The sequence below is a fragment of the Bradyrhizobium sp. 179 genome, assembly GCF_023073535.1.
Classification (GTDB): Bacteria; Pseudomonadota; Alphaproteobacteria; order Rhizobiales; family Xanthobacteraceae; genus Bradyrhizobium.
Genome location: NZ_JADPJR010000030.1, coordinates 166,801 through 185,496, shown reverse-complemented (window position 1 = coordinate 185,496; position 18,696 = coordinate 166,801). Strand labels below are relative to the sequence as shown.

At 64.6% G+C, this 18,696-nt stretch carries 23 protein-coding genes; 15 read left to right on the top strand and 8 right to left on the bottom strand.

Annotated features, from left to right (window positions below; translation table 11 throughout):
• Positions 1–107 precede the first annotated feature (107 nt).
• On the bottom strand, positions 108–1,112 hold the full coding sequence (locus IVB12_RS07345; protein ID WP_247297213.1) for a hypothetical protein: 1,005 nt from the start codon (positions 1,110–1,112) through the stop codon (positions 108–110).
• 287 nt (positions 1,113–1,399) lie between these two features.
• On the opposite strand from IVB12_RS07345, the gene IVB12_RS07340 reads away from it, so the two are divergent.
• On the top strand, positions 1,400–2,053 hold the full coding sequence (locus IVB12_RS07340; protein WP_247297211.1) for a L,D-transpeptidase: 654 nt from the start codon (positions 1,400–1,402) through the stop codon (positions 2,051–2,053).
• Between the two features lie 82 nt (positions 2,054–2,135).
• Here the strand turns inward: IVB12_RS07340 and IVB12_RS07335 are convergent, their stop codons facing one another.
• Both IVB12_RS07335 and IVB12_RS07330 read right to left on the bottom strand, forming a co-directional pair.
• Positions 2,136–2,567, bottom strand: a complete 432-nt coding sequence (locus IVB12_RS07335; protein ID WP_247297209.1) for a hypothetical protein — start codon at positions 2,565–2,567, stop codon at positions 2,136–2,138.
• Between the two features lie 118 nt (positions 2,568–2,685).
• Positions 2,686–3,150: a MarR family transcriptional regulator gene (locus IVB12_RS07330; protein ID WP_247297207.1), complete on the bottom strand. Its 465-nt coding sequence runs from the start codon at positions 3,148–3,150 to the stop codon at positions 2,686–2,688.
• Positions 3,151–3,249: 99 nt separating this feature from the next.
• Between IVB12_RS07330 and IVB12_RS07325 the strand changes: the two genes are divergently transcribed.
• From IVB12_RS07325 to IVB12_RS07305, 5 genes are all read left to right on the top strand, one after another.
• On the top strand, positions 3,250–5,172 hold the full coding sequence (locus IVB12_RS07325) for an FAD-binding monooxygenase (RefSeq protein ID WP_247297205.1): 1,923 nt from the start codon (positions 3,250–3,252) through the stop codon (positions 5,170–5,172).
• 154 nt (positions 5,173–5,326) lie between these two features.
• Complete coding sequence (locus IVB12_RS07320) at positions 5,327–6,292, top strand: SH3 domain-containing protein (RefSeq protein ID WP_247297203.1); 966 nt, start codon at positions 5,327–5,329, stop codon at positions 6,290–6,292.
• A 169-nt stretch (positions 6,293–6,461) separates the two neighbouring features.
• Entirely contained in the window at positions 6,462–6,740 is a 279-nt protein-coding gene (locus IVB12_RS07315) for a hypothetical protein (RefSeq protein ID WP_247277277.1), read from the top strand.
• Between the two features lie 262 nt (positions 6,741–7,002).
• A complete protein-coding gene (locus IVB12_RS07310; RefSeq protein WP_346657683.1) occupies positions 7,003–7,209 on the top strand; it encodes a hypothetical protein in 207 nt (68 codons plus the stop codon).
• Between the two features lie 22 nt (positions 7,210–7,231).
• Positions 7,232–7,600 carry a hypothetical protein gene (locus tag IVB12_RS07305; protein ID WP_247297198.1) on the top strand — a complete coding sequence of 123 codons (369 nt, stop codon included), beginning with the start codon at positions 7,232–7,234 and terminating at the stop codon, positions 7,598–7,600.
• 20 nt (positions 7,601–7,620) lie between these two features.
• On the opposite strand, the gene IVB12_RS07300 is transcribed toward IVB12_RS07305, so the two are convergent.
• Entirely contained in the window at positions 7,621–7,965 is a 345-nt protein-coding gene (locus IVB12_RS07300; protein ID WP_247297195.1) for a multidrug efflux SMR transporter, read from the bottom strand.
• A gap of 203 nt (positions 7,966–8,168) precedes the next feature.
• Positions 8,169–8,834 carry a class I SAM-dependent methyltransferase gene (locus IVB12_RS07295; RefSeq protein WP_247297194.1) on the bottom strand — a complete coding sequence of 222 codons (666 nt, stop codon included), beginning with the start codon at positions 8,832–8,834 and terminating at the stop codon, positions 8,169–8,171.
• A 97-nt stretch (positions 8,835–8,931) separates the two neighbouring features.
• Between IVB12_RS07295 and IVB12_RS07290 the strand changes: the two genes are divergently transcribed.
• Together IVB12_RS07290 and pdxY are read left to right on the top strand one after the other, a co-directional pair.
• On the top strand, positions 8,932–9,564 hold the full coding sequence (locus IVB12_RS07290) for a TetR family transcriptional regulator (RefSeq protein WP_247297191.1): 633 nt from the start codon (positions 8,932–8,934) through the stop codon (positions 9,562–9,564).
• 111 nt (positions 9,565–9,675) lie between these two features.
• A complete protein-coding gene (gene pdxY / locus IVB12_RS07285) occupies positions 9,676–10,494 on the top strand; it encodes a pyridoxal kinase (RefSeq protein WP_247297186.1) in 819 nt (272 codons plus the stop codon).
• A 2-nt stretch (positions 10,495–10,496) separates the two neighbouring features.
• Here the strand turns inward: pdxY and IVB12_RS07280 are convergent, their stop codons facing one another.
• Complete coding sequence (locus IVB12_RS07280) at positions 10,497–11,798, bottom strand: hypothetical protein (protein WP_247297185.1); 1,302 nt, start codon at positions 11,796–11,798, stop codon at positions 10,497–10,499.
• Between the two features lie 343 nt (positions 11,799–12,141).
• Here IVB12_RS07280 and IVB12_RS07275 point away from each other — a divergent pair, with 343 nt between their 5' ends.
• The 3 genes from IVB12_RS07275 (at position 12,142) to IVB12_RS07265 (ending at position 13,035) form a co-directional block, all read left to right on the top strand.
• Entirely contained in the window at positions 12,142–12,312 is a 171-nt protein-coding gene (locus IVB12_RS07275; protein ID WP_247297184.1) for a Flp family type IVb pilin, read from the top strand.
• A gap of 88 nt (positions 12,313–12,400) precedes the next feature.
• Positions 12,401–12,607, top strand: a complete 207-nt coding sequence (locus tag IVB12_RS07270) for a hypothetical protein (protein ID WP_247297183.1) — start codon at positions 12,401–12,403, stop codon at positions 12,605–12,607.
• 170 nt (positions 12,608–12,777) lie between these two features.
• A complete protein-coding gene (locus IVB12_RS07265) occupies positions 12,778–13,035 on the top strand; it encodes a hypothetical protein (protein WP_247297182.1) in 258 nt (85 codons plus the stop codon).
• Here the strand turns inward: IVB12_RS07265 and IVB12_RS07260 are convergent.
• Positions 12,969–13,229: a hypothetical protein gene (locus IVB12_RS07260; RefSeq protein ID WP_247297299.1), complete on the bottom strand. Its 261-nt coding sequence runs from the start codon at positions 13,227–13,229 to the stop codon at positions 12,969–12,971. The genes IVB12_RS07265 and IVB12_RS07260 overlap by 67 nt on opposite strands.
• Before the next feature lie 302 nt (positions 13,230–13,531).
• On the opposite strand from IVB12_RS07260, the gene IVB12_RS07255 reads away from it, so the two are divergent.
• From IVB12_RS07255 to IVB12_RS07240, 4 genes are all read left to right on the top strand, one after another.
• Positions 13,532–14,938, top strand: a complete 1,407-nt coding sequence (locus IVB12_RS07255) for an adenylate/guanylate cyclase domain-containing protein (protein ID WP_247297180.1) — start codon at positions 13,532–13,534, stop codon at positions 14,936–14,938.
• 113 nt (positions 14,939–15,051) lie between these two features.
• Entirely contained in the window at positions 15,052–15,453 is a 402-nt protein-coding gene (locus IVB12_RS07250) for a VOC family protein (RefSeq protein ID WP_247297178.1), read from the top strand.
• 256 nt (positions 15,454–15,709) lie between these two features.
• Positions 15,710–16,345, top strand: a complete 636-nt coding sequence (locus tag IVB12_RS07245) for a cell envelope biogenesis protein TolA (RefSeq protein WP_247297177.1) — start codon at positions 15,710–15,712, stop codon at positions 16,343–16,345.
• 800 nt (positions 16,346–17,145) lie between these two features.
• Complete coding sequence (locus IVB12_RS07240; RefSeq protein ID WP_247297175.1) at positions 17,146–17,652, top strand: hypothetical protein; 507 nt, start codon at positions 17,146–17,148, stop codon at positions 17,650–17,652.
• Between the two features lie 144 nt (positions 17,653–17,796).
• On the opposite strand, the gene IVB12_RS07235 is transcribed toward IVB12_RS07240, so the two are convergent.
• Positions 17,797–18,594, bottom strand: a complete 798-nt coding sequence (locus IVB12_RS07235) for a transglycosylase SLT domain-containing protein (protein WP_247297173.1) — start codon at positions 18,592–18,594, stop codon at positions 17,797–17,799.
• Positions 18,595–18,696 lie beyond the last annotated feature (102 nt).

Genomic DNA, 18,696 nt, shown 5'->3' with positions numbered 1-18,696 from the left:
CTTTTCTCTTCGGAAGACACGCAAAGCATCGCTTCCCGTAATCGTCCGGACCCAACGCATTACATCGACTCGGACAGCGTAGGCGACGTTGCGACGCTGGTGTCGCGCTAGCGCAGCGGCATTGGCGGACGCACGACAGGTCCATCGTCATCGGCTACGGCTTGCGACGTCGCAACCGGCGGCGGGACCGCCGCAGCCTGCGATGGCGGCGGAGGTGCAAGCGGTGCTGGCGTATAGGCCGGCATGTAGGTCTGGCTTACGGCCGGCTTGGGCTTGCGAACTGGCGGCATCGCAGGCCGCGGCGGCAGCGCAGAGGTGCGCGCGCGCGGATCGGCCGGCTTGGTCTCAACAGCCACCGGCCTGGGCGCAGGCGGCTTCGCCATCTCGCGCGCCATCTGCTCCTGTCCGGCCTTCAGCTCGGCGATGTTGGCCTTGAGCTGCTCGATCTGCTGCGCCATCGCGGCGAGATCGTTCGTCATCGACTGCATCGATTGCGCGGTATCGGGCTGCGCTGTCGCGGGCGCGGCGGCAAGCTGGGTTGCAGGCGGCGTTGCAGATTGCTCCGCCGTTTGTTCGGCTGCCGCTGGTGCTGCGGGCGGGGCGGCTTGCGCCGCGGCGACGGGCGTCGTCTGCGACGTCGAAGACATCAGCGACGTCGAAGGCATCAGCGACGCCAATACCGGCGTCCATTCGGCGAACATTTGCTTTGCTGTGTCGCCATGCTTCTCCCAGCCAATCGCGGCAGCCGCGCAGCCGCCGGCGAACAGGAACGTGACGAACGCACCGCGCAGCCACTTGCCAACCGCGGATCGCTTCCGATGGCCGGCACCATCGCTGGCCGTCACGCGAACCGCCGTGTCGACCGAAGGTGCCGCGGCGGGTTTTCCGTAGACGACGTTGATGGTGGGCTCCGGCGCACGCGCCGGACTCGGAGCGAACTTCGGCTCCGGACGGGGCGCGGTCTCCGGCGCCAGCGCCGGTGCCGCGCTCCCCGGGCGCGAGGCCAGCACGATCTCGGGAGAAATCTGAACCGAGTCGTGCGGATCGTTGTCCTTGACCGTGTCCTTCACGATCTCATCGACGATTTGCTTGCTGTTCAGCGTCGCCAGCATCGCAGCTCCTTTGAAGCCCAGATGTTTAAAGCCTTGGTCGTCCGCATTGGCGCGAGCCGATCATCTGTTGTGGTGGGCCCATCCCAAGTCCCGGGGAGCACGAGTCCAGCCGGGTTTGACCAAAGCAAGGCAAGGAGATGGAGATGATGCGACCCTCTCCTGCCGTTTGTGGTGATGGAACCCGCCTTGTCGAACACGTGTAATTGTTCCGCGCTTGCCTTGTTTTTTGCACGATTTTGACAGCATGTAGTGGCGCTGGGGGTGCTATCCGCTATCGGGGGCCGGCGGTGCCAAGATCTTTAATCATTCTATTCGTTGCTGCTCTGCTGCCGCTCGGCGGTTGCATGCAGACGACTCTCTCTCCGTCGACCGACGCGAGCATGACACCGCGCGACCGGCAGCTGCTCGCGCATGCGCCTTACGCGAGGGCGAACGTGCCCGAGCAATATTTGCGCCACATCGTCGATTACCATCGCAAGGAGCAACCAGGGACCATCCTGGTCGATACCGATGCGCGCTATTTGTATTTCGTGCTGCCCGAGGGCAAGGCGATCCGCTACGGCGTCGCGGTCGGCGAGGAAGCCATGGCGTTCTCAGGCGTCGCCCGCGTCGGCCGCCTGGCAGAATGGCCGGACTGGGTTCCGACGGCGGACATCCAGGCCCGGCTCGGGCCATATCCGGCGCGCGTTCCCGGTGGCCCGGCCAATCCGCTGGGGGCCCGGGGAATCTACCTCTATGTCGGCAACAAGGACACGCTCTACCGCATCCACGGTACCAATCAGCCCGAATATATCGGGCAGGCGATCTCTTCAGGTTGCATCCGGATGCGCAACGAGGACGTCATCGATCTCTATGACCGGGTGAAGCTCAATTCGACGGTCGTGGTGCTGCCGCCGGGGCAGAACGCGCAGGCCGAGACGGGCACGCGCTGGCGCAGCTGAGGGCTGAGCGATCGGCCGCTTCTGTCGCTCATGATCATTGATCATTGCCAGCAATCGGCGACATGGGTCGTCCCGCGCCGTCTTATTCCGGCCTGGCGATCCGCCATTGCAGCGTCGTGGCATTGCCGTTGGCATCGCCCGGCGCCTTGTCGGCGGGCGAGGTGTAGAGCGGGCGATAACGGTAGGCCCACATCTTGCTGCCGTCGTTGCGGTTGATCACGGTGAAATCGCCGACAGCCTTGGCGTCGGCGGTCGCGGCGAGCGGGACCCAGCTCTCGGTGCACTTGCCGTTGCAGTTCGATGTCTTTCCGGTGGTGTCGCGCTCGTAATAGTAGAGCGTCATGCCTTTGAGATCGACCAGCTTGGGACCCTGCTTGGTCAGGACCACCTTCGCCGGCGCGATCGTCGCCTCAGGTTTCGGCGGAGGCGGAGATTCGCCGCCGCCATGGCCGTTTGCGAGCGCATGACCTGCCGAGAGCGCGATCGCCGCGGCCGCAACAACGAACCTGAACATCCGAAACCCCCGAGCCGCAAAGTTAACCGCGCGTTAAACGCCGAACGGGCCGACCGTAGCAGCCGAACGTTAGTTCCAGGTTTCGCGGCGCTGCGACAATGCGTACAAAACGACGGGCCTATGCCGGCACTTCGCGCAGCGGCGCGCGACTGAGCTCGTTGCCGGCGGCAATCGCCTTGCGCAAGAGCCGCATCAGCTCCTCGCCTTCCTTCGCGCTGAGGCCGCGCAGCATGATGCGCTGCGCAGACTCGACGGCGGGCGTGATCTTGCGCAGCGTGCGCCGGCCTTCGTCGGTGATCTCGAGCTCGCGCGCGCGGCGGTCGCGGCTGGAGGGGCGGCGCTCGGCAAGGCCCTTCTGCACCAGGCGATCGATTACGCCGGTGATGGTGGTGCGGTCATAGGCGATCAATCCCGCGAGCGTCACCTGATCGAGCCCCGGATTGGCCTTGATGGTCGCGAGCGCGGCATATTGCACCGGCGTGAGATCGAAACCGGCATCTGCGACTTCAGCCAGGAATACCGCGACCGCGATCTGCTGGAACCGGCGCGCCAGATGCCCGGGCATGTCGTTGTTGTCTTTCACTGAATTCTCCGTTTGGGCAGGGACGGGCCGGTCGTTGACAAGTATACTGATAGTCAGCATACTGAGCAATATCCAAAGAAGTTGGCGGGAGAGGTGCTCATGCAATTCCATCTGAATGGATTTCAGCCGGGCGATCCCGAGATTGCCGATCCCGCCGACCGCGTTCAAGCCTCGGGTGCAGCGGGCGCGGTGCCTGAAGAGGTCGATGTCCTCATCGTCGGCTGCGGACCCGCCGGCCTCACGCTCGCCGCCCAGCTCGCGCAATTCCCTGATATCAAGACCTGCATCGTCGAGCAGAAAGCAGGCCGCCTGCTGGTCGGCCAGGCCGACGGCATCGCCTGTCGCACCATGGAGATGTTTCACGCCTTTGGTTTCAGCGCGCGCGTGCTGAAGGAGGCCTATTGGGTCAACGAGACGACGTTCTGGAAGCCAGACGAGCGGCAGCCCAAGACGATCGTCCGCAGCGGTCGGGTCCAGGACGTCGAGGACGGGCTGTCGGAATTCCCGCACGTCATCCTCAACCAGGCCCGCATCCATGATGGCTTTCTCGACGTCATGCGGAAATCGCCGGCCAAGCTCGAGCCGTATTACAGCCGGCGCGTGCTCGATCTCGATGTCGATCCGACCGCTGCTGCCGCCAATCATGCCGTGACGGTGCGGCTCGCCCGCGTCGATGCCGGAAGCGAGGGCAAGATCGAAACGATCAAGGCGCGCTATGTCGTCGGCTGCGATGGCGCGCGCAGCACGGTACGAAAGTCGATCGGCCGGGAGCTGCACGGCGATTCCGCCAATCACGCTTGGGGCGTGATGGACGTGCTGGCGGTGACAGATTTCCCGGATATCCGTTTCAAGTCGCTGATCCAGTCGGCGAAGGACGGCAGCTTGCTGATCATCCCGCGTGAAGGCGGTTACATGGTCCGCCTCTATGTCGAGCTCGCCAAGCTCGAGATCGGCGAGCGCGTCGCCAATCGCAACATCAGTGCCGACGACGTCATCGCCAAGGCGCAGCGGATCTTGAGGCCGCATACGCTCGAGGTGAAGGAGATCGCCTGGTGGTCGGTCTACGAGATCGGCCAGCGCCTCACCGACAAGTTCGATGACGTGCCGGACGCCGAGATCGAAACCCGCCAGCCGCGTATCTTCATCGCCGGCGATGCCTGCCATACCCACAGCCCGAAAGCGGGGCAGGGCATGAACGTCTCGATGCAGGACGCCTTCAATCTCGGCTGGAAGCTCGCCGCCGTCCTGCGCGGGCAGTGCGCCCCAGGCCTGCTGCATTCCTATTCGGCCGAGCGCCAGGCGGTTGCCAAGGAGCTGATCGACTTCGATCGTGAATGGGCAGGGATTCTCGCCTCCGCCGCGAAGGCCGGCGGTGCCGATGCGGCGAGGACGCAGGACTATTTCGTCCGGCACGGCCGTTACACGGCCGGGACCGCGACGCATTACCGTCCCTCGCTTCTCACCGGCACGGCAGCACATCAGCATCTCGCGGCAGGTCTCGTGATCGGCAAGCGCTTCCACTCCGCGCCGGTGATCCGGCTGGCGGACGCCAAGCCGGTGCATCTCGGTCATGCGGCGCGGGCCGACGGCCGCTTCCGCATCTACGCGTTTTCGCCTGCGGAAGATCCCGCCGCAGCGGGATCGGCCATTCGCGCCCTGTGCAAGTTCCTCGCCGAAGCAAGGGAGTCGCCGATCAGGCGATACACGCGGGTCGGCGCCGACATCGACAGCGTGATCGACCTGCGCGCTATCTTCCAGCAAGGTCATCGCGAGCTTGCCGTCGAGGCGATGCCGCCGCTGTTGCTCCCGCGCAAAGGCCGCTACGGCTTGATCGACTACGAGAAGATGTTCTGTCCCGACCTCAAGAGCGGCAACGACGTCTTCGCCATGCGCGGCATCGACCGGAAAGCCGGCTGCATGGTCGTGGTGCGGCCGGACCAGTACGTCGCGAATGTGCTGCCGCTCGACGGCTTTGCTGCGCTCGCGTCGTACTTCGACGCCGTCATGTTGCCAGCGAATTGACGGTCCGGCTGCGCGCCCGGGTGCTTTGGCGATGAACGGCGAGTGAATATTGAACCGCGCGCGGTGTGCATTTCGATCTTTCGACGCGTGCGACCACCGTACGCGGAACGCCCGTTCCGCTTGCGCGTTCCGACTGGCAGAGGAGGAACACGCCATGAGACTCAAAAGCGTTTTGCTTGCCGCATTGCTGCTTGCCCCGACGGCCGCGCTGGCCGCGCCGGGCATCGTCACCGTCTCGACCGGCCTGCGTGCCGGACCGGGCACGGGCTTTCCCCTGGTCGACCGCATCCCCGGTGGTGCCCGCGTCAACATCCATGGCTGCCTGCGCGGCAATGCCTGGTGCGACGTGAGCTTCTCCGACGATCGCGGCTGGGTATCGTCGCAATATCTCGAATACCTCTATCGCAACCACTACGTCTATCTCCCCGATTATGTCGAGGAGATCGACGTGCCCGTCGTCCCCTTCGTGTTGACCTCGTATTGGTCGAACTACTATGCGGGACGTCCCTGGTATCGCCGCCACGCCTATTGGAATAATTACTGGACTTCGCATCAGCGTTTCGCGACGCGGATGACGCTTGATCCACGTGCGGCTCGTATCGGCCGCGCGGCAACGCGCGATGCGGCGGTCGCACTCGAGCGCAGCGGCGTGCACGCCAGGGGCAATGTCGCGGCCACCGCACGGGATGCCGTGGTCGGGCGGCCCAATGCGCTCGCCAAGCGCGACGCCGCGGTTACGATCGACCGAACCCGCGCCGCGCGGAATGAGCGCATCGCGAATGAGCGAACCGCCGTGCAGGGCCGCAGTCCGCGCGACGCGCAGGCGCGCATGATGCACGACCATGCTGCGAGCCGTGCTGCCGTGCGCGCGCAGCCGATGACGCGCGCCCATGAAGTGCCGCGCGTGTCGGCCGCGCCTGCAGCCCCGCCGGCGATGCCGCACGTCGCCCAGCCGAACGTCGGCCATGGCACGCCGATGAATGCCCGAGCGCAGATGCCGGCGCCGCGCGCGGCGGCACCCGCGATGCCGCACCCCGGCGGCGGCGCTCCGCACATCAATGCGGCGCCGCGTGGTGGCCCCCAAGCGGGCGGCCCCGGTGGCGGCCATCAGAAGCACTGACGTTGCTTAGGAAAGCCCGGCCCTTGCGCCGGGCTTTCTGCTTGTCGGACCCAGGTTCTCTGCGCATACAATTTAAGGAAGTTTTTCGCGAGCAGATTTCATCGATCGTAATATGTGTACTCAAAGCTGTAAGCATCCACTCGGGGCAGCGGGGCACGGGAGGATGACGATGAGACAGAGTCAGGCGGAGACGCGCCGCCAAAATGTCGCGAAGCGGTCGATGACCAAGGAGGCCAAGCAGCTGTCCAGCCTGATTGCCGGACTGCGCAAATCCCTCGAAGCGATCCACAAGGAACGGGCGAGCGCAAAGCTCACCGGCGCCGAGATGGGCATGCTCGACGAGCGCCGCAACAATCTGCAGCTCACGATCGCAGCCCTCGACGATCGCCTGTCGGCGGTGCAGGGGCTGATCAATCTCGGCCGGCCGCACATCATCAGGGTGCACTAGCGACGCTCGCGCAGGCGCTATCGGTTCCGTAGCAGTCGTGACGGCGCCGGGGGCCGATTCGGCACCATGTGACGACGCGCCTGCGGCGCTGCACGCTTGGCGGCAAGCAAACCCGCACAGCAGAGGCGCGTCCCTGATGCGGCGCGCGCTCATCCGGTTACCGGGCTGTGAGCGCGCCGGCGCCGTACTGCCCGCGGATGGCACCAAATTGCCACGCTCCTGGCGAATTGCCGCCAAAGCCCGCTGCCACGAGAGGGGCGGGGTGCGGGGCAACGCCAGGGGATATGCATTGGCCTACAAAATGGTCGCAGAACGCGACAACGAGAAGTATAGCTTCGCCCGCGAGAGCCGGCTGCTCATCGTGGCCAAGGCCAGGGTGTGGGCCAGCGAGGGGTGGCAGGTCGTCATCACCGATCAGGACGGCAAGGCCTATGCGCCGCCCGAATTCGATCAGCTGTCGGCGGCGTGACCGCAAGGCGGTCCAAGGGACAATGTTGATTTCGCTGTTTCGACCGGGGCGCGGCTTGATCGCGCCCTTGATTACTCTTGCCGCGGGCGCCGTCCTGACGGCGACGGTTGCAGCCGCGCAGAACCTTGACGCCGGCAAGTCGCCCGCAAGGCTCTTTGCCGACGGTTGCGCCAGTTGTCACCGCACCCCACGGGGCCTTGCCAAGGGACGCTTCAGCCTGACGCTGTCCTGGTTCTTGAAAGACCACTACGCAACCAGTTCCGATTCCGCCAAGGCGCTCGCCGCCTATCTGGAGTCGGTCGATGGGCCGCCACCCCGTAGTGCGGCCAAGCCTGGCGCAAAACCGCCGCGATCCGCGCAGCGTCCGCCCAAACCGGTGCGGGGCCAGTAGCGCGCACCGGGACTGCCGCGTCAATGCACCGTCGTCTCCGAGAACAGGTTGATCACCACGACCCCGGACACGATCAAGGCGATGCCGACGAAGGCGGCGCCGTCGAGCATCTGGCGGAATAGCACGAAGGAGACCGTGGCGGTCAGGATGATGCCGACGCCGCCCCAGATCGCATAGGCGATGCTCAGGGGGATGATGCGGATTGCCGCCGACAGCGCATAGAACGAGGCGACATAGAACAGCACCATCGCCAAGGTCGGCCAGGGCCGCGTGAACTGAGCGGATTGCTGCAGGAAGGCGGACGCCGTGACTTCGAACACGATGGCAAGTGCGAGCGCCGCGTAAGCATTGAAGGCGGAGGTCATGAGCCTCTCGGCGTAAGAAGATTCTGCGCGGTATACGTCGAGCCCCTGGAACGGGCTTTTGCCGTGAGCAGGTAACACGTGTGAGTGACGAACCTGCGACACCGATTGGAATGCGGACACGACGGTGACGCCGCCGAGGCAACGAAGCCGCCGCGCGTTCCATCGCGTGGCGGCTCGAGATGCCGCGGTGCGTCGACACCGCGTCAGTTGATCCGCACCGACAGTTCGACGTCTTCGACAAAGGCCGTGGACATGTAGCCGTTTCCCGGCTTGCGCATACGCGCCAGATAGTCGGGGCTGTCGTCGGCGTTATCGGCGACGATGATCGCGCCCGGCCTGAGATGGCGTTCGAGCAGATCCAGAATATCCGAGTAGAGCGCCTTGGCACCATCGAGCAGCACGAGGTCGATCGTATCGGGCAGATCGGCACTGAGGGTCTTCAGCGCATCGCCTTCGCGGATTTCCACGAGGTCGATCACACCGCCGGCCGACAGGTTGTCCCGCGCCCGCGCTGCCTTAGACGGCTCGAACTCACTGGTGATGAGGCGGCCGCCGCCATTGTCACGCAGAGCTGCAGCAAGATGCAGGGTCGAGATGCCGAACGAGGTGCCGAACTCGACGATCGCCTTGGCGCGGGAGCTGCGGGCCAGCATGTAGAGCAGGCTGCCGGTCTCGCGCGAGACCGCGAGCGGAGCGTCCCTCAGGCGTCCATAGAGATCGCGGTAAGCGGTCTTGCTGCGCATCATCCGTGCCCGGTCGGCATCGGACAAGTCGGCGATAGCGGCCAGCGTTGCGCTGCTTGCAGCTTCGGCCTCGTCGAACAGTCGATCCAGCAGCGGCGTAAGCGATGTGATGGTTGGGGTGGTCATTTGGCGTCTCCAGGGTTCGCAGCGAAGCGCGTGCTTGCGCGGAGACTGAAATACGACTAATTCGTCGCATTTCCTATTCGCATTGCTCGCAGGCATCATGGCCGACCGTCGAAGCCGTTCAATTTCCTCGCGAAAACAGCCGCAACAGGCCCGCTCCACCGGGCTGGTGGCGGCCATCCTGGATGCCGCTGTTCAGGTCTTGGCGAAGGAGGGGGCGCAGCGTTTCACGACGGCGAGGGTGGCGGACCGGGCCGGGGTGAGCGTTGGATCGCTCTACCAATATTTTCCGAACAAGGCGGCGATCCTGTTCCGCCTCCAGAGCGACGAGTGGCGGCGCACCAGCGAGCTCCTGCGCGGCATCCTGGCGAACCGGGCGACGCCCCCGCTGGCGCGGCTGCGCGCATTGGTCCATGCCTTCATCCGCTCCGAATGCGAGGAGGCTGCGATTCGCGTCGCGCTCAGCGATGCCGCACCGCTCTATCGCGACGCGCCGGAGGCGCAGGATGCGCGGGCGGCCGGCGAGGGCATCGTCGCCGCCTTCATGCGGGAGGCGCTGCCCAAAGCCTCGGATGCGACGCGCACCCTCGCCGGCGAGCTGATCACGACGACGCTCAGCGAGGTCGGCAAAAGTTTTTCGGAAGAGACACGGAGCGAGGCGGAGATCGCAGCCTATGCTGATGCCATGGCCGACATGTTCTGCGCCTATCTTAGAAGGCTGGCGCGGCGCTGAGGCATTGCCCGCACGTGCTGCCGCAATCCTGTAGCTAGGATGGAGGTGCGCTCTATTTCGGCTATGATTGCTGCACTTGCCTCGCGTAGCATTTGCCCCTACGGACCTCTGATGCTCGTCATCTCCATTCAAAGTCAGGTGGTCCACGGCCACGTCGGCAACAGCGCGGCTGCCTACGCCGTGCAGGCGGAGGGTGTGAATGTCGCGGCGGTGCCGACGACGCTGCTGTCGAACCATCCACGCTATCCGAGCCTGCGCGGGCGGGTGCTGGAGACCGAGCTGGTGGCCGATCTTCTCAGGGGCGTAGAAGAGCGCGATCTCGTCGACGAGGCGGCCGTGGTCGTCACTGGCTATCTCGGCTCGCCCGGTAATGCCGCCGTCGTTGCCGAGTTCGTCGAGCGGGCCTTGGTGCGCAATTCGAAGCTCGTCTATCTCTGTGATCCCGTGATCGGAGACGATGGTCGCGTCTATGTCGCCGATGGAATTCTGGACGTGCTCCGGCGCCGGCTGCTGCCGGCCGCGAACCTGACCACGCCAAACCGGTTCGAGCTCGAGCTGCTTGCGGGCATCACGATTGCCGATGCGCAGGACCTGCGCGCGGCCTGCGCGGCACTCGCGGGGCAGGCCCGCCTCGACGTCGTCGCTACCGGCTGCACGCTCGCGGACACGCCCGAAGGACAGTTGGAGACGATCCTCTGCGCCGACGGCCATTTGTCGCGCTTTGCCACGCTGCGTCTGCCGATCCGGCCCTATGGCACGGGCGACCTTCTCACCGGCCTGATCGCGGCGCATCTCGCCAAGGGTTTGGCGAGGGAGGTCGCAGTGCGGCTGGCGGTCGAAACCATCTTTGCGGTGCTGGTGCGCACGCAGGAGGCCGGCACAGCCGAGATGCGTCTCGTGCCGCTGCCGACGCCGGCCCGCAAGCCGTAGCTTCAGGTCGCGCGTTTGCCGGCCGATTGCGCCGCCCTCTGCGACTTTGCCGGGCTCTTCTGCTCACGCATGGCCTGTGATTTGGGCGGCTTTGCGTGGGCCGCAGCGCGCACCTTTCTCGGCTTGGCGTTGGCAGCTTCCTTGCGCTCCGCCGTGCCCCGGCGCGAGATGTATTCCTGGCCGTCGATCGGGCCGACATGCGGCGGATCGCGGCCGAGATAGGGCCGGCCGATGCCGAATGCCTTGCCGTTGGCGTCGACCCACTTCCACAGGATTTCAGTCGAGACCCAGCGTTGCGCGCGATTGCTACCCTGGGTGCTGACGATGTCGGCGGCCATGCCGTGCCCATAACCGCCACGCGTGCTGCCGCCGTGATAGGAGCGGTCGGAGGCGGCCTTCAGGCCGCTCGCGATCGACTGGCGATAATCGTCACGGAACGCGCTGGTGATGCCCGGCGAGAGGCCGGCGGCTTCGGCGGCGAGCAGCGTGCGAAACAGCTTTCGCTTGAAGCTCTTGTCCATGCCGCCGATGACGTAGTCCATCATCGACATGCCGGCATGCTCAGCCGCCTTGGGATCCTTCCAGCCGAAATCCTCGTCGACCAGCTTGGTGAAGCTGCGCATCACGGTCACCGTCTTGCCCTTGCGCTTGACGGTGACGGCGCGGCGTTCCTGCACCTTGATTGAATCCTCCTTAGGCGTGCGCTGGTAGAGCGCCCAGAGATAGCGATCGATGCAGGCGTCCACGACGAAGCATTCGTCGAGCACGGCGACGGTGTCTGCGGGTGGCGACGTCTTGCTTGCAACGGGGGCGGATCCGCTCGCGATCGTGGCGGGGGACAGTGCGTCCGTGGCCACGATCTCGGTGGGATCGGCGGATGCGAGTTTGAAGGGCTCTGGCGCTGGCGCAGGCGGAGCCTCGCTGACGCTCGGTGCTGGTTCGGGCGAAATCTGAGGCGCGGGCGGCTCCGGCGACAATATCAACGCGGGATCGGCCGACGCGAGCTGGACGGCGGGGGCAGGTACCTCCGCCTCCGGCGCGGCTGCCGCTTCGACAGTTACGAGGCTCGCCGCAGCCGCCGCAATGTCGGCGGTCAAGGCGACACCGTCCTCGATGGTCGCAGCGCGTGGGACGTCGGCAAGGTCGAGGCGACCGAGATCCTTCGCGCGCGAGACGGCAGCCGCATTGGCGCCGCTGTTCTCGATAAGGGCTGGCGCGTAGGCCGACAGGGAGAGCAGCAGCCAGGCAGCGAGAACGGCCGAGGGGCATGAGACCGCCACAAGAAGAGACTGCCGATCATTCATGATCCCTGCCTCCAAACGTTCTGTTCGAACCAGTCTTGTTCGAACAGTCATGATGCAAACAGACTTGATGCAAACAGTCTTGCACGGAAAGGCACGCAGCGCGTCAATTGTTCGGAAGAGGGTGTGGCGGCGCAATGGCGTAAATCAACGAAAACGGGCTTTTCGAAGAGGTGTTGCGAAGTTGCAACGCGGGTTCCATGGCGGCCCCATGTGCGGCTGCGCCGGAATGCCTGCAACCAGCCGGTTTGTCGTCAAATTGAGCGATCCGAATTTACTCAATCTTCGATTGCCACAACGCACTTTTCGCGCTCGCAATTTCTGGTAGAGACAGAAAGGCACGTCAGTGAAGTTGAAATGCAAATGGGCCGAATTCGTCGCCAATGAATCCGGCGCCACTGCGATCGAGTACTGTCTGATCGCGGCCGGCATCGCACTCGCGATTATCGAGATCATCTATGCGCTCGGCACCAATCTCGTCGCAAAACTGCAATCGCTCGCGATCGCGCTGAAATAGGCGGTGAGGGGCTTTCGCGATTGGCTGTTTGACAAGACGCCCTGACGCTTCGCGGCAACTTTGCGCACGGCCGTGCGTTGATCGGCCCATGAGCACGCATTCCTCGCTTCGTCCCATGGACGACTTCGATCCCACCGAGCCCGCCATCCTGCATGATCGTCTGTCCGACACGATCATCACCTGGACCGCCGAACAGGCCGATGACTACCGGAAGGCCAGCCGGCCACGTGAGGATGGAACCGTAGCTTGGAAGGCCTACCTCTTCGATGGTTGGGGCAACGTGCTCGGCGGCTGACCTCCGCCCGCAACGCGCGATGGCCCCGCCGGCGTGATTCGGCCAAGGCTTTGTACCGTGTTAAGCATATCGCCATGCACTGCGTGCGCTGTTGCAATGCAACAGCGGATGTCGCAATGCAGCACGACGCGCTTAAATGTGCTCCGAATCTTCCATCAGGAGCATTACCAATGAACAAGAAGAAGACTTTGACGATCGCCGCCACATTCCTGACGATCGCGGGCGCGACTTCGGCTTTCGCCGCTGAGCTGCCGACCTATGAGGCCAACGGATTTCCGGTTTCGCCCTTGCAGGTGCGCGTGGTCGGTGGGACGCATGTCGAGCAGCAGGTCGCGGCGCCCACGACGGTTGCTTCAGCGCATCAATTGAAGGTGCTCAGCCCCCGCAAGGTCAAGACCGCGGACGTCACGACGGGGGCCGCCCGCTGAGTTGAGATCGCATGAAGGGCAGGCGGGTCTCGCCGCGCGCGCGATCCGCCCCCTCGTGCGACCATGAACGACGCGGCCTGGAACGCGATCTCAGCCATAGTGTAATCACCGGCATCGAGCAAGCGCTTGGCGCGTTGCGCGCGCAGCGTCTTGGCAAGCTGTTGCGGCGTGGCGCCGACATGCCATTCGAACAGCCGCGCCAGATGGCCGCGACGCAGCGCGCATCGCGGCGCTGTTCACCGATGCCGCCGAATGGATCGCGCCGAAGGGCAACGCCACCGCGATCGCGCTCGGTCACATCGACCACTTAGTGGGCGCGCAAAGCGATAGCAGCGGGGATGGGGAAACAAAGAGAAATCCGGCCTTTGCCGGGACTCCGCAAACTCCCATCATCGTGACGCAGCAATTGACGGCTATGGCTTGCGCTCCTCCTTACCCGGCATAGGTAATCGGAAAGCGGATGTCCGCGTCACCCCCTTCCATATAACATCACGGCATGAGCGAGATCGAAACCCTGTTCGGTGTCCTGCGCCAGTCGGCCGACGCGCCCGTCGTCGACATGCTCGAGCGCATGGTGCGGGAGGGGCCGGACCATGCCCTGTGCAAGATCAATGCGCTGCATCTGGCAAGGATGGCCAATCTCGGCGAAGAGCAGGTGATCGCGGGGCTGCTGCATGCGGTCGGGCTCGGCATCCTCGAGATGACCTGGAGCGTGATGTGCCCGAGCTGCGCCGGCGTGCTCTCGGCCAACAAGAGCCTGAAGACCGTCAACAGCCCGCAATATCACTGCGCCTTCTGCGCCGCCGGCTATGAGACGACGCTCGATAATCTGGTCGAGGTGACCTTCGCGGTCAGCCCGCGCGTGCGCAGGATCGCCGCGCACAATGCCGAGGAGCTGCCGCTCGCCGAATATTACCGCCAGGTGTTCTGGAGCTCGGCGATCGAGCTTCCGCCCGACCTCGACGGCCTGCTTCGCGAGCTGACCCTGGAATCCGTCGACCTGCCGCCGGGCGAGCGCGCCATTCTCTCGCTGCAAGTACAGCCGGGCATGCTGATCGTGTTCGATCCGGTGACGCACACGGCGCAGTACATCGAGGTGAAGGGCGAGGAGACGGCCGAGCGCCAGGCCCTGTCGTTGATCTTGAACAGGACCGAGGTCCCGGTCGACGCCGTGAGCCTGCGCCCGGGACCGCTGCGGCTGACGCTCGAGAACCGCACCGACGGCCGCGTGCTGCCGGCGGTGTGGGTGATGAACCAGCGGCTCGACGATCTCCTGACCCGGCGCAAGCCGAGCCTCACCGCAAAGCGCCTCCTCACCAACCAGACCTTTCGCGATCTCTACCGCACCGATACGCTCGCGATCGGCCAGCGCCTCAAGATCCTCAGCCTGACCTTCCTGTTCTCGGACCTGAAGGACTCCACCGGGCTTTACGAGCATGTCGGCGACCTCGTCGCCTTCGATCTCGTCAACGAGCATTTCCGCCTGTTGCAGGAGATCATCGCCTCCGAGCAGGGCGCCGTGGTCAAGACCATTGGCGATGCCGTGATGGCGACCTTCGAGACGCCCGATCGCGCCATTGCGGCCGCGATCCGCATGCGCGAGGCCATGAGCGAGCTCGGCGCCCAGCGTCAGCACCAGGGCCTGCTGCTCAAGATGGGCATTCACGAGGGCTCGTGCCTCGCCGTCACCCTCAACGGCCAGCAGGATTATTTCGGCCAGACCGTGAACATCGCCTCCCGCGTCCAGAGCCTCGCCGCCTCGCGCGCGATCGTAGTGACGGAGGCGGTGGTCGACAACGCCGAGGCGCGGACGCTGCTGGAGGCCGGCGGCCTCAACCCGACACGTCGCAGCGTCGCGCTGGGCGGGATCGGGGACAAGGTGTCGGTGTACGAAATCCCTTAAGACCGTCGCCCGGCGCGCAAGCGAAATTCGGGATTGCACCTGCGGCACCATCCCGGATTGCGCGACGCTCCATTCGGGCTACGCTCGCTGCGCAACCGCGCAACGAGTTGATCATGGCCTTCCTCCTCAACATCGACGTCCCCGACGTCGCGCAAGCGACGACCTTCTACACCGAAGCATTCGGCCTGACGCTCGGCCGTTGCTTCGGCGGCGACTTCGTCGAGCTCTTGGGCTGGCCGGCGCCGGTGTATCTGCTCACCAAGCAGGCCGGCACAATCGGCGCCGGCGGCGATCGCCGCCGCTACGCGCGGCACTGGACGCCCGTGCATATCGACGTCGTCGTCGATGATGTCGATGCCGCCGTCGAACGCGCGCTGCGCGCCGGCGCGATCCTCGAGATTGCCGCAAGCGATGCGCCCTATGGGCGGATCGCGATGCTGGCCGATCCGTTCGGGCACGGCTTCTGTCTGCTGGCGTTCAGCGAGCGCGGATATGACGCGCTGCTCGGGGCGTAGATCGAGCGCGGGGCGGGGCCCGTCAAAGCAAAGTTGTGAAAACAACCCCATGCACAGTAGAAAACATGAGGGATTTCAGAGTTCTGCAAGTCCGAATATTTTTCCCGTCGGGCGAGCAGGGCACGGGGCGCCAATGCTCCGGGCCGACTTCGGCGATCCCGAATAGCGTTTGACTTGTCGGGCAAAACAGGGGCAAACTGGCATGATGGCGCCCGGTGCGACGGGAAGCTGATACGTCGCCAGGCCGTGGGGCGAGATGCCAAAAAAACTCAAAAGAAAACTGAAGACCTACCAGACTTCGCTCGGCTTCTACGACCAGGCGGTCGCCGCGCCATCGATGAAGGCAGCGCTGGAGGCGTGGGGCGCCAGCTCCAACCTGTTCCATCAAGGCGTGGCGAAAGAGACCGACGACCCCGACATCGTCGCCGCGACCATGGCAAGCCCCGGGGTTGTGCTCAGGCGTCCGGTCGGCTCGGACGGCCCGTTCACCGAAAGCGCCGAACTGCCGACCGATCTCGCCGACGGCGAGGCCAAGCCGAAACGTAAGCCCAAGCCAAGCAAGCGTCCGGCCAAGACGGCAAAGACATCGTCCCACAAGATTGACGATCGACAGGCGCGCGAGGCCGCCGCGGCGTTCGAGAAGGAGGAGCGGCAGCGCGAAGCCGAGCGCAGGAAAGAGGAGGCCGCCCGCGCCAAGGAGCGCGCGCGCCGCGACAAGGCGGTCGCGAGCGCGCAAGCCGCGCTGGACAAGGCGAGGCGCGAGCACGAGGCTCACACCGAAGAGATCGAAGCCGAGCGGGCTGCCCTCGATGAACGTGCGGAGGCGGAGCAGAGCCGGTGGGACAAGCAGAGGATGAAGCTGGAGGAGGCGGTGCGTCGGGCGCGGGAGTAGGCGGCTGCTGGCGGAGCGGCCGGAGTCGCCAAAGCCGGCAGGGGGCGTTCGAGCAAGTCGAAAACGAATTAGGCTTGCCTTGCTTTGCCTCCTTGAGCACTCTGGCGGGAAGGAGGCCAACGCATGAAGACAATGACCGCCGCGTGTGCGCTCGGAACGGCCCTGGTGCTGTGCAGCCTTGGAACGTCAGGTGCTGAAGCCCGGCCGCGGAAGGCGCAAGTCGTTCGTGAACCCCAGCAGAGACTTATCGTTACGGCGCCCGTGCTCAGGCCAACGCCGTGGGATTACTATATCGTTCCACGATATCGCTATCGTCCTGAAGACGACCGGGTCGATCCATACGGCCCGCCACTGGTTTCGTCGTGGGTCCGCTATGAGGGGTGGCGGTGGCCGTACTGGTGGTGAACACCCATCAGATTCTGCGGCATGTGGTGATCGGCCATCGACGGACGCTGAACTGACCGGCTTGCGGTCGGCGCAAAACGCCGGCCGATGATAGGCCGCGCGCCGAATGCGCGGGCACAACACCCGGATTTCGCCACGCGCGCCCCGGGCCACGCTTACTCGACCGCTCATTTCTCGCTCGAGAACTCGAGTCCTTGCGCACCTCCCATCTCCGCCAACCCGCGACCAGAACTGGTTGAGCGCGCCCAGGTTCAACATCGCTGCGTGCGACGTCAGCGATTAGGAAAATGGCAAACCTGAGACTGTCAAGGATTCATTGAGGTAGAACGACATTTATCCCCGTAATAAACCCAATGCTGTTAAGGGTTCGGGGTTGCGTATTGGGAGGATCAATCATGGCAAGTGTTGAACAATTGCGCAGACGGGACGGAGTGAATCTGGTCCAACTCGAAGCGGACATTGCGTCGGTACGCTCGGGAAGCTCTATTACTTCCATTGCTCTGCCTGATTACGTCGAGCACACCGCGGGCGTGTCGCGCGTCGGCGCGCTCAGTGCAGAGGCGGTCATTCGCGACTACGAGTCCGCTGCAAAAGAGATCGAGGCCATGGGCACCGAGTTGATCGACGCCGCGCACAAATGCGAGGCGCTGACAGCCCAGGTCCATGATGCGATCGCTTTCATGCGGGAGACGGCGGCGGGCTATCGTGAAGAGGGACGGAAGATCTTTAAGCGCATCGAAGAATGCGCGCTGTTCACCGAGGACGTCCGCAAGACTTGCGAACAGGTCAAGCGTAGAATGGCCGAAGTCTCGGTAGGCCCGTCTTCCGATGAGGAGCTTGCGCCACAAGAGCCCGAGTTGAGCGGGATCGCCGGACAGGTGACGATGAGCGAGATACGGTGAGGCGCGCGTAGAGCTTAGTTCGTAGGATGGGTCGAGCTGTTGCGAAACCCGTCGTCGCGCGCAGCGTCGTTAGTATCGCTTCCGCTCGTCGAGCTACGGCGGACAAGTCGCTCCGCCCATCCTACGGTCTGCGAAACGCATCATCTAATCGCCGTCACCAGCCGCAAGGCGCTGAAACTGCCGCTTCATCGCGTTGACCTTGGCGACGTAGCTTGCGACGAGGTGATCGCCGCAGCGCTCGCCGACCAGCATCTGAAACTTGCGGCGCGCATAGGCTGTGGCGGGACCTGCGCCGCAGAGATGGATGAAGGCGGCCAGATCCTGCTTCTGTTGCGCGCCTGACTTGATATCGCCCGCGAGGGTGAGGACCAAGGCCACTTGGCGGTCCAGATACACCGATGCCAGCTCGACGGCATGGCTCGGGATCGCGCGGATGTAGAAGCTGTTGAACCCGCAAGCCGTCTCCGTGACCGCGTTGCCGCGGACACAGAACCGGGCCGCTTCAGTGAAGGCGGGATCGGTCATCTGGTAGAGACCGACGGCGCTGGAGGCCGGTCGGTAGATCGCGAGCGGATTGAAGCTCCATCGCCAGCGCCAATAGGTGCGCGCGACGGGATTGCCGGAACTTTCGACCTGCGCCAGCGCGGCCAGCAATTCGGGCGTGATAACAGCGGTGGAATAGGTGCGGAAGAGCGGCCCGTAATGCGCCCACGTCTCCGCCGGCTCCTTGTCGAGGGCATGTCCGAGAAGGACGAACAGCTCGGTCGGCTTGCGGATCAACTGATAGGCGATGTTCACAAGCGCGATGGCCGCAAGCAGGATTGCCGCGCCGGCCGCGATCCGAACCATCCGCGGTGATCGCACGAATGTCTTGCGCATCCACCGGGCGCCTCGCCGGAGCTTGCGAAGGCGAGAGAGGAGGCGCTTGCTTTTTTTTGCCATGCCGTTTCGGGAGTGCGACCAGCGCAGATGATGGACTTGGTTAACGCAATCTAGGCTATTTGTTTGAGCATGATCTTTGCGGAAAACCGGTGCGCACTTTTC